General features: G+C 69.6%; 2 protein-coding genes. Both read right to left on the bottom strand.

Translation table 11 applies throughout. From position 1 onward, the window contains the following. Positions 1-817 (bottom strand): glycosyltransferase family 2 protein (locus ABD286_RS18835; protein WP_344196408.1); only part of this gene is annotated, 817 nt, incomplete at its 3' end. Then, on the bottom strand, positions 814-1,172 hold a 359-nt coding region (locus ABD286_RS18830), incomplete at its 5' end, for a hypothetical protein (protein ID WP_344196405.1). The genes ABD286_RS18830 and ABD286_RS18835, both read right to left, overlap by 4 nt.

Raw genomic sequence — 1,172 nt, 5'->3', positions numbered from 1 at the left:
TCGCCGTGCGCAGCATGTCGGCCCGGTTCTGGGTCGAGATGGCGACCGTGACCAGGGGTTGGTCCACCGGCCGCGCCTCGGTCGCGTTCCGCACCACGGACTTCGTCGACTCGAAGAGGACGCGGTTGGCGGAATACTCCGCGGCGAGCTGGGCGTCGGACTTGGCCAACAGCCCGGGCCGCTCGTGCCAGATGTGGTACGCCCGGTGCCTTCCGGCACCCACCCACTTGATGCGGTGGCCGAACGACCGGACCCGGCTCGAGAAGTCGTTGTCCTCGTAGCCGTACGTCCTCATCCGGGCCTCGTACCCGTTGGTCCGGACGAACGCCGCGCGGGGGAAGAAGAGCATGCCGACGCCCCAGCGGGGGTTGAGCTGCGACGCCTGGTCGAACTCCCTCCACGAGGTGGGATCGGCGATCACGTCCTCGACGGTGATCCTCGGACCCATGAACTGGCACTCGAACGCGACGCACGTCTGCGGGTCGAGGTCCATGATCCCGAGGGCGTGGTCCACGGCCTCGGGTCCCCAGATGATGTCCGCGTCGGCTCCGAGGAAGTACCGGCCGCGTGCAGTCCGGAAGCCGGCGTTGAGTGCTCCCGACCTCGACCAGTGGTCGCTCGGCGTGTACACGACCGAGGCACCCAGCGAGTCTGCGACGTCGCGGGCCACGGCGGGGTCGTCGGAGCCGAAGTCGGAGACGATGACCTCGACCGGGCGGTCGGTGGAGGTGAGCAGCGACCGGATGGCCAGGGCGAGCCGCTCGGGACCACGGTTGCGGAACGGGATGACGGCGGACAGGTCCGGGGGCGTCGTCATGTCAGGTCCTTGGGTTCGATCGTGATCGTGACGAGTCCCCGCTCAACGGGGTGCTCGCCGGGCCGCTCGCCAGCGTGCTCGTCGGCCTGGTTGCCCGAGTCGTACGTCACCGTCTGCGTGCTTCCTGTCTCTCCGGTAGTCCGCGAGACGGCGAACGTGGCCGGGGTCCGGACGTCTGCGGTCCGGGCCCATCGTTCGAGGACCTCGCCCAGGGCCGCACCGTGGAGTACCGGGTCCACCCGGTGGCTGGGTGCGGGGTCTGTGCGGAGGGTGGCGGCCCAGGTGGTGATGGTGGTGTCGGGTCGGGTGGTGATGAAGGCGCACTCTCGCCAGGTGGCGTCGGTGACGTGGAAGA

This window comes from Pedococcus aerophilus, assembly GCF_039532215.1.
GTDB lineage: Bacteria > Actinomycetota > Actinomycetes > Actinomycetales > Dermatophilaceae > Pedococcus > Pedococcus aerophilus.
The sequence above is the reverse complement of the archived record's forward strand: the minus strand, read 5'-3'. Positions and strand labels throughout refer to the sequence as shown.